The organism is Paramuribaculum intestinale, from assembly GCF_003024925.1.
In the GTDB taxonomy this organism is placed as follows: domain Bacteria; phylum Bacteroidota; class Bacteroidia; order Bacteroidales; family Muribaculaceae; genus Paramuribaculum; species Paramuribaculum intestinale.
This window is the reverse complement of record NZ_PUED01000096.1, coordinates 1-9,743: the sequence shown is the minus strand read 5'-3', so window position 1 is coordinate 9,743 and position 9,743 is coordinate 1. Positions and strand designations below refer to the sequence as shown.

At 59.0% G+C, this 9,743-nt stretch carries 5 protein-coding genes; all 5 read left to right on the top strand.

Annotated features, from left to right (window positions below; genetic code table 11):
- A partial coding sequence (locus C5O24_RS08190; RefSeq protein WP_107681688.1) for a DNA gyrase subunit B occupies positions 1-1,596 on the top strand: 1,596 nt, incomplete at its 5' end.
- A gap of 97 nt (positions 1,597-1,693) precedes the next feature.
- Positions 1,694-4,000, top strand: coding sequence for a ribonuclease R (rnr, locus tag C5O24_RS08185; protein ID WP_107036108.1), 2,307 nt, complete (start codon positions 1,694-1,696; stop codon positions 3,998-4,000).
- 36 nt (positions 4,001-4,036) lie between these two features.
- Positions 4,037-4,396, top strand: a complete 360-nt coding sequence (folB, locus tag C5O24_RS08180) for a dihydroneopterin aldolase (protein WP_107036109.1) — start codon at positions 4,037-4,039, stop codon at positions 4,394-4,396.
- A 199-nt stretch (positions 4,397-4,595) separates the two neighbouring features.
- Positions 4,596-9,527 (top strand): chitobiase/beta-hexosaminidase C-terminal domain-containing protein, encoded by a 4,932-nt coding sequence (locus C5O24_RS08175; protein ID WP_161553855.1) that lies wholly within the window; start codon positions 4,596-4,598, stop codon positions 9,525-9,527.
- Between the two features lie 64 nt (positions 9,528-9,591).
- A partial coding sequence (locus tag C5O24_RS08170; RefSeq protein ID WP_205961081.1) for a histidine phosphatase family protein occupies positions 9,592-9,743 on the top strand: 152 nt, incomplete at its 3' end.

The following is a 9,743-nucleotide window of genomic DNA, read 5'->3' as shown; positions in this document are numbered from 1 at the left end:
GTGTCGGGCGGACTCCACGGCGTAGGCGTATCGTGTGTCAACGCCCTCTCCACCTACCTCCGCGCCGAGGTCAACCGCGACGGCAAACACTACGTGCAGGAATACTCCTGCGGCAAGCCCACCACGGAGCTGCGCGTAGAGGGCGAGAGCACCCACACCGGCACCTCCATCACATTCCTGCCCGACGCATCGATATTCACCGTCACCGTCTACGACTACTCCACACTGGCCAACCGTCTGCGCGACCTGGCCTTCCTCAACGCCGGAATCACCCTCACGCTCACCGACCGACGCGTCACCGACGCCGAAGGCAAGCACCGCAGCGAAGTGTTCCACTCCGAGAACGGACTTGAGGAATTCGTGCGCTACATCGACTCCAACAAGACAGAGCTGATACCCCACGTCATACACCTCACCACCGAGCGCCAGGGAATACCCGTGGAGGTGGCGCTCACCTACAACACCGACTTCAGCGAGAACGTCTACTCCTACGTCAACAACATCAACACAATAGAGGGCGGCACACACCTCACCGGCTTCCGCCGCGGACTCACCCAGACCCTCAAGAAATATGCCGACGACAACAAGATACTCGAAAAAGCCAAAGTAGAGGTGGCCGGCGACGACTTCCGCCAGGGACTCACGGCCGTAGTGTCGGTCAAAGTGCTCGAACCGCAGTTCGAGGGACAGACCAAGACCAAACTCGGCAACCAGGAGGTGATGGCCTCCGTGTCGCAGGCCGTCAGCGAAGCGCTCGGCAACTACCTCGAAGAGCACCCCAAGGAGGCCCGCACCATCGTCGACAAGATCGTGCTCGCCGCACAGGCCCGACAGGCAGCCTACAACGCACGCAACAAAATACTCCGCAAGACCCCGCTCATGGGCGGCGGACTCCCCGGCAAACTCGCCGACTGCTCCTCGCGCACAGCCGAGAACTGCGAGATATTCCTCGTCGAGGGCGACTCCGCAGGCGGCACCGCCAAGCAGGGACGCGACCGCCAGTTCCAGGCCATACTTCCGCTGCGAGGCAAGATTCTCAACGTGCAGAAAGCCGTGGAGCACCGCGTGTTCGACAACCAGGAGATACAGACCATGTTCCGCGCGCTGCGCGTCAGCATAGGCACAGAGGAAGACTCCAAGGCAGTCAACCTCTCCAAACTCGCCTACCACAAGATCATCATCATGACCGATGCCGACGTCGACGGAGCGCACATCGCCACCCTGCTCATGACATTCTTCTTCAAGTTCATGCGACCCATCATCGAACAGGGCTACCTCTATCTGGCCACGCCGCCCCTCTACAAATGCACCAAGGGCAAGATCGAGGACTACTGCTGGACACCCGAACAGGTGCAGCAGTTCATAGCCAGGCACGGCGAGAAATCAAAAGTGCAGCGATTCAAAGGTCTGGGCGAGATGAACGCCGAAGAGCTCCGCGACACCACCATGTCGCCCGAACACCGTCTGCTCAAGCAGGTGACCATCAAGGACGCCATCGAAGCCGAACGCATATTCGACATGCTCATGGGCGACGAAGTGGAACCACGACGCATATTTATCGAAGAAAACGCCAACTACGCCAACATCGATGCCTGAACCGGCGTTATACTCATAGTGGAGCGGGTCGCGGCCGGAGACACCGCCGCGATCCGCTCCACCCACACTCTCCACCCACCGCTTAATCATAACCGAAATGCCACGATCCACTGCCAAAACCAAATCCACGGCAAAAAAAACGGCCGGAACATCGGCCAAGACAACCGCCAAGGACATCAGAGCGAAAGTGCTCGAATATATCAGCCGCCAGAAAAACAACACCTTCAACTATCGCCAGGTGGCCTACGCCATCGACGAAGACACCCCGGCCGCGCACCGCACCATAGCACTGCAGCTGGCCGAACTGGCGTTTGACGGCGACCTGCTCGAAGTGTCGCCGGGCAAATACAAGGCCCCGCAGCGCGGCAGCGTGTCGACAGGCACATTCGTCCGCCGCTCCAACGGCAAGAACTCCGTGGTGACCGACGAGGACGGCGAATCGATATTCGTGGCCGAACGCAACTCCATGCACGCCCTCAACGGCGACAAGGTCCGGGTGATCGTGGCCGCCAACCGGCGCGGAGTCGAAACGGAGGCCGAAGTGGTGGAGATACTTGAGCAGAAAGAGCAGACATTCATCGGCACACTGCGCGTGGAGAAACAGTTCGGAGTGCTCGTCACCGACTCCAAGTTCCTCGCCACCGACATAATCATACCCCGCGGCAAGCTCCGCGGAGGCAAGACCGGCGACAAAGCCGTGGCACGCATCACGTCGTGGCCCGACGAAGAGAAAAACCCCCGCGGAGAAGTGATCGACATACTCGGCAAGACCGGTGAAAACACCACCGAGATGCACGCCATACTCGCCGAATTCGGACTACCCTACCGCTATCCGGCCAACGTGGAGGAGGCCGCCAACCATATCGACGCCGGCATAACCCCCGACGAGATAGCCCGCCGCATCGACATGCGCGAGGTCACAACCTTCACCATCGACCCGCGCGACGCCAAGGACTTCGACGACGCACTATCCATACGCACCCTCCCCAACGGCAACTACGAGGTAGGAGTGCACATAGCCGACGTCACACACTACGTGCAGCCCGATACCATCATCGACCGCGAAGCACAGAACCGCGCCACATCGGTCTATCTCGTCGACCGCACCATACCGATGCTCCCCGAGCGCCTCTCCAACGGCATATGCTCACTGCGACCCGACGAAGAGAAGCTCACATTCTCCGTCATCTTCGAGATGGACGCCGCCGCACGCGTCGTCGGCTCGCAGATAGCCCGCACCGTCACCCGCTCCGACCGCCGCTTCACCTACGAGGAGGCACAGCAGGTGATCGAGACCGGCCAGGGCGACTACTCCACCGAGATACTCGCCCTCGACTCGCTCGCCAAGACCCTCCGCAAGCAGCGCTTCGCCGAGGGAGCAGTAGAGTTTGAACGCGCCGAGGTGCGCTTCGAGATCGACGCCACAGGCCACCCCGTCAGCGTGTATTTCAAGGAATCGAAAGACGCCAACAAACTCATCGAGGAGTTCATGCTGCTGGCCAACAAGACAGTGGCCACCTTCGTCGGACAGCCGCGGGGCGGCCGCAAGCCCAAAGCGTTCGTCTACCGCGTCCACGACATGCCCGACCCCGGCAAACTCGCCGACCTCTCCAAGATAGCGCGCACATTCGGCTTCAAAGTCAAAGAGAGCGGCACCTCGCGCGACGTCAACCGCTCCATCAACCGAATGCTCTCCGACGTCAGAGGCCGGGGCGAGGAAAACTTCCTATCCACCCTCGCCATCAGGTCCATGGCCAAAGCCGTCTACTCCACCCAGAACATCGGCCACTACGGACTCGCATTCGACTACTACACCCACTTCACCTCCCCGATACGCCGCTACCCCGACATGATGGTCCACCGCCTGCTCGAACGCTACCTCCACGGCGGCCGCTCCGTCAATGTCCAGAAGCTCGAAGATCAATGCAAGCACTCCTCCGAGATGGAACAGCTCGCCGCCAACGCCGAGCGCTCATCGATCAAATACAAGCAGGTCGAATACATGGGCGACCACATGGGCGAAGTCTACTCCGGAGTCATATCCGGAGTCACCGAGTGGGGACTATACGTAGAGCTTGACGACAACATGTGCGAAGGCCTCGTGCCGGTGCGCGAGCTCGCCGACGACTACTACGACTTCGACGAGAAAAACTATTGCCTCATCGGACGCCGCAACAACGTGCGCTACCGTCTTGGCGACAACGTGCGCGTGCAGGTGGCCCGGGCAAGCCTCGAGAAGCGCCAGCTCGACTTCGTGCTCATCGACGACCGCGGACGCCGACCCGGCGAGGACACCCTCGGCCACGACGTCACAGCCCGACAGGCTCTCGCACGCAAAGGGAGCGCACGCAAGACCGCCCAGCACAACGGCGCACGCCATAAACGCACCCGCAACCGGCGCTGAACTGCCGCCCCGCCCCATCACACCCGACCGACACCGATGAAACTCACCGTAAGCGTCGACCGCATGAGGCTCTTCGCCCGCCACGGAGTGAGCGGGCAGGAACGCCGCACAGGCAACCTCTTCGAGGTGAGCCTGACCGTCAGCTGCCCCGGAGCCATTGAGGGCGCCGAGGCCGACGATCTCGCGCACACCGTGAGCTACGCCGACCTCACTGAATTGATACGCAGCGAGATGTCCGTACCGTCGCAGCTGATAGAGCATGTGGCCTGGCGCATAGCCCGGCGCGTGGTCGCCGACTTCCCCGCCGTCGATGCCGGAAGCGTCACCGTCAGCAAGCTCACCCCGCCATGCGGAGCCGAGATGGCCGCCGCAAGCGTCACCCTCCGCTGGCCCTGACCCCAGACAGACACTACACCCCGGATGAGCCGCCGTCGCACGTTCCTCCGGCATCATGCTACAATCCAATTACAAAACAAGACACATATTGTTTCCGTTTCCCATTTATTTTTATTTTTGCACACGATTACAGGTATATACAGGGAAACCAAGAATTATGCGCATAAAACATTTGATCTATTCGACCGTCGTCACCTTTTTGACCACAACGACCGGAATCGGCACAATCGCCGCACAGACATCCGTCACTGCTACCGAAGACTTGGAATTCAACATGAAGGCCGACAGCAGAGAAGGCTACATCTACTATATAACCGGAATAGACCAGAACTTCAAGCCGATTACAAATCAGGAATATGAACGGATGGACAGGCAGCCAGGAATAGTCCTATATCGGTTGGCCGGCCTGAAAAAAAGTGAATCGCAGACCGATCAGATAACAATCACATTTAATTACGACAATTGTCTCTCACGGGAGCTATGGCAAAATACCGAAGACAATGACAAAACGGACGAACGCTTCAACGAACTTTCCGCTCTTACAACCCACATCTTCGACGGAGGGTACAAAGGCAAAAACGCCAATAACCAGGATATCACCTATTCGGTAGGAACGCTTGCCCTCAAACCAGGAACAAGAATCGGCATCAAACCCATCTACGGACGCATCAAGTATGTTCGGTTTTATCACCACTACGCCTATTCCAATCTTCACGGCGACGACTACAGCCCAATCATAGCGGAGAATCCGTCCAAAAATTACTGGGATCAAAAACGTGCCAACGCCAACATCCGGGCCATCAGGAGCTTTGACGACCCCACCGAGCTTACTGATATAAAACCTGAAGTCTTATTTGGCACCCTCGGCAATTTTCAGGGCATCAATGGCACGGTAACGGAGCTCATGACCGAATTCAAACCTGCCGACAAGGCCGCCGACCTCGGAGAGGAGTTTTTCCTCGAAGTCAACAAGGATGGATGTATAGGACTCGACGGCACAACAAAAATAGATCTCGTCAATTGCTCAGACGATGCTTTCAGATTCACCCATATAAAGATAGGCATAGCGCGCGACATGCCGACCGAAGCACCGGAACTGACGATAAAATCCGATCAATATAAGGAAACCACGACCGACAATGGAGGCACACACTGGACTATCTGGGACAATCGACAACAAGTCAATTTCTCCATCAATGAAAAATATGGCCAATTCAATCAGCTCAGTATAAAATACATTCTCGACAACCAAACTTCACCTCAGTCTTACACGCCCACCGACGCATGGATTTTTGGAACGGACTACAACCCGTCTGCACTGCCCGAGATTTCTATGTTCACAAAAAGAATATATGCAGTCGGTCAAATCATGAAGCAAGAGGGCTTGGGATGGGTTGGAACAGGGGAGTACACCCCTGTCAGGTGCGTGGAGATCGAACGGATAAACAATCACGAACTTTCCGATCCCGCACTAATCGACAAAAATGCGAAGGCAGGAGACATCGTCACGCTTACCGAATTTGCCAACATGATTGCATCGGTTAAAATCCGGGATAAATATGTAGCGTTTATCCGAAATCTCAGCCAGGGCGAAAAAACCGGCGGCCACACGCTCAAACTTGTATCCGACACCCCTTTCCCCGATAGCTGGAAACCGTCCAAACCCAATGGAAGCGACCGGATGTGGGATAAAATAATCGAGAGGAGAGCAATTCAGGGCCGGTATGTCAAAACCTACGGTGACCGTTATCTTATGGTAAATGATGGAGTATGGGACTTCACCCCATTGTGGAAAGAAGGTCAATACCCGTTCAACGTTCAGGTAAAACGCACCAATCCCGGCTCAACAGGACTGGCAGAATGGCTGTGGGTACACAATCCCGACAACACCGCAGGCCCGAAATCGACATATCCCGACGACTGGTACAAGGACGCGCCCGGAGACTGCACCGATCTGATGAAGATACAGCTCTATGCCGAGCAACGCGTAGTGGATCTCGGCGGGTGGAACGCTGCATCCCGGACACTCGTCAACAAAATAAAAACCAACAAGGTAAAGCTGCGCGTCGACACCGACGTGCTCGACGACTACTGGACCGACACTTCCATGAGCTTCGATGACTACATGACATCCTATCCGGACGGCAAGTTTGCTATCTACGGCCTTGTCGATGCTCCGATAGGCTCGCAGAGCATATTCGAGCGCATCATCTACCCGCAGTCGATAGAGGTGTACCCCAAGGGTCGGCCGGCGGTCAAGAACTTCGACGGATCGGCGTTTGACGTCGTTGCCGACGACATGAGCGAAGCCACCGCAGGCACCCAGGCCTACAAATTCATACGCCTCCGGCCTGTTTCCGACTCCGACCCGCTGACCTTCAGCCTCGACCCGTCGAAACAGTGGAGCACTCCGGCCGTAGACTACATAATCCGGTCCATGCGCGGCGGCAAATGGGTCACCGTCGACACCATAGCCGGCAACAACCCCTTCAGCATCGACTCCGACGCCTACTTCGACTCGCTCGGAGTGGCCCGCCTGAGCATCACCCCGATCATAGGCGATCTGAAGTCCGACTCGCTGACAGTGACAGTGCGCAACATTATCAACTCCAAGACCGCCATCAACGGCGCGCAGGCCTTCAAGGACCGCTTTGCCGAGGGCACGATCGGGCGTGAGGCCTACACCGACGTCAAGGGTCGGTTCGTGGTGGCGCGCAAGCATCGCGGCACCCTCGCCTCACCGTCGGCAGCACGCAGCCGCAGCGCGGCACGCGCAGCCGACGAGACCACCTGGCTATATCTGCGTGATCTCTCCGACCCCGACAGCGAGGAATTCTTCATGATCCACGGCGACAATCTCGACGCATTCAACGAGGGCGACATATTCACGCAGCTGACCATACTGCCCGAGCGCTTCGACGGCAACGTAGTGGCCGACATCAGCGGACTTGAAACTCTCGCCGTGCGCGAAACCGACGCCGAGCAGCGCCCCGTCACAATACCCAAGGACGAACTGGCCTCGCTCAGCGTGGCCTACCGCATGGACCTCTGCTCCCACGAAGGCCACACCCACTACTCTCTGGCTGCCACATTGCCCGAAAGCCTGCGCCGCTACGACCTGCTGAGCCTCCACAATGTCGGCGTCAGAGTCGACTCCGAGAGCGGCGAATATTTCGCACAGCTCGCCGAAGACCTGCCGATCGGCTTCCACCTCATGGGGGGCGACCGGGAGATGATAGCCGGGCCGATGGCCGACAACCGCAACGCACGCCTCGACCTCCACGGAGTGATGATCACCGGCCCCGACGGCAGGTGGATCCTTGAGCTTGAGCGCGCATCGGCCACCCCGGTGTTGCAGCCAACCGTCATCGCCATGACTTCGGGCGGCGACGACGCCGAGGGTCTCTTCGCCACATATGCCACAGTGACTGTCAATTCCCCCGAGGAGGGTGCCGCGATCTACTACCGCATCAACGGCGGAGCCTATAGCACCATCGAAGCCGGAGAGCCTATAACCATAGGCGAAACCTCGCTGATCGACACATACTCGTGTCGTCCCGGCACAGCCGAGAGCGCGGTGGTGGCGCGCCACTTCACCAAGACCACCGTGGCCGTCCACTCCGTCAGCGAGCTAATGTCGACACTGACCGACAACCGACCCCACCACATCATGAACACGATGGTGGTGGCCGAGGTGGTCGACAACGTGATGATGGTATCCGACGCCGGCGCCCACTGGATAGCCCTCTGGAATCCCGCCGGATGGGGCGACGCCTACAAGCGCGGCGACAACGTGGCCGACTTCATAGTCAATATCCCCGACGACCGCACACGCTTCTTCACCATCGATCCCGACAACATGCCGCAGCCGCTCACCGGCCTCACCACCGAAGAGCGTCTGCGAGTGCCCCACGCCACAGTGCGCGAGATAATCTCCGATGCCGACGCCGGCACGCTTGTGGCCATGCAGGGCGGACAGATCACCACCGACACCCAGGTCTATACCGTAAGCCCCGAAGCCGACCGCAGCATAGTCTACTCGCTCAATCCTGCCCCGCTGGGACTCCTCGACTGGATGGCAGCACCCGAAGGAGAGGTGTTTGTCATCACCTCCTACGTGATGAGTGCTCCCGACGGATCGACCGAGCTGTGGCCCATCAGGCTCGATGCAGTGCGCCACACCTACGACCCGGAGATCATAGCAGACGAGCCGGTATTCGTCGGATCGACCGAGTTTACCGTCGACAGTGAGCTTGGCGCCTACGTTTGGTGGTCGACCGATGGCGGAGCCACGTGGAACGAATATCCCGACGCGCCGGTGACCATTGACCGCACCTGCACCGTCAGCGTCTACGCGCAGCTTCCCGGCCTCTCCGACTCGCAGACCGTCACGCTCGACTTCACCCGCGAATATGTCAGCGGCGACGTCGAGATACAGGCCGCCGCCATCGGCAACGGCTATGTCGATGTGGAGATCGTGCCCGGAGAACCGATGGGCGATGACGACTACCGCATCTACTGCACCACCGACGGAACGGAGCCGCAGGTCAAGGCCGCCCACCGCTACAAAGGCGCACTCCGCCTGCGATCCACAGCCGTGGTCAAGGCTCTGATGGTGGAGGAGGGCAAACGCCCCGGAGCGGTCAATGCCTGCGAGGTGATCGTGCCGCAGGGTGTCAGCGGCGCCATCAAGATCCACTTCAAGGAGGGCGACGGCGTCACGGCCGTGATCATCACCCCGTTCTACGTCATCCCCCAGGGATCATACTCGATCTACTACACCACCGACGGATCCGAGCCGCAGGCCGACCCGGCGATGCTCTACGACGGCTCGGCGCTGATGTTCAGCGAGCCGTGCACCGTCAAGGCCATGCTGGTGCAGGACGGAATGCTGCCGGGCGAAGTCTTATCGCAGGCCATACGCATACTGACCGGCATCTCCGCGCCCGGAAGCGACAGCGACACGACGCACGAAGTAGTCTGCACCCCCGAGGGCATGATCACAGCCCCCGAAGGATCGCGGCTCTACGACATGGCCGGACGCCTGCTCGACATCAATGCCACGCTCCGCAAGGGGGTGTATATCGTAGTGACTCCCGACGGCAAGGCGGTGAAGATACTCGTCAGATAAGAGGAGCAAAACAAATAGCGCGAGGGTGGTGTTTCTACTATATCGGAAACATCACCCTCACTCTATGAAACAGATCATATTGCTGCGCCACGGCGAGAGCCGGTGGAATCTTGAAAACCGCTTCACGGGCTGGACCGACGTGGATCTCACCGACCGTGGCCGCGAAGAGGCCCGTAAGGCGGGCCTCTTCGCGGCCACGGTCGGTGAGATCCACGT

What these genes read in the sequence shown, in the direction of transcription:
- rnr (WP_107036108.1), top strand. Translation starts at nt 1,694, where the DNA reads ATGCCACGATCCACTGCCAAAACCAAATCCACGGCAAAAAAAACGGCC.
- folB (WP_107036109.1), top strand. Translation starts at nt 4,037, where the DNA reads ATGAAACTCACCGTAAGCGTCGACCGCATGAGGCTCTTCGCCCGCCAC.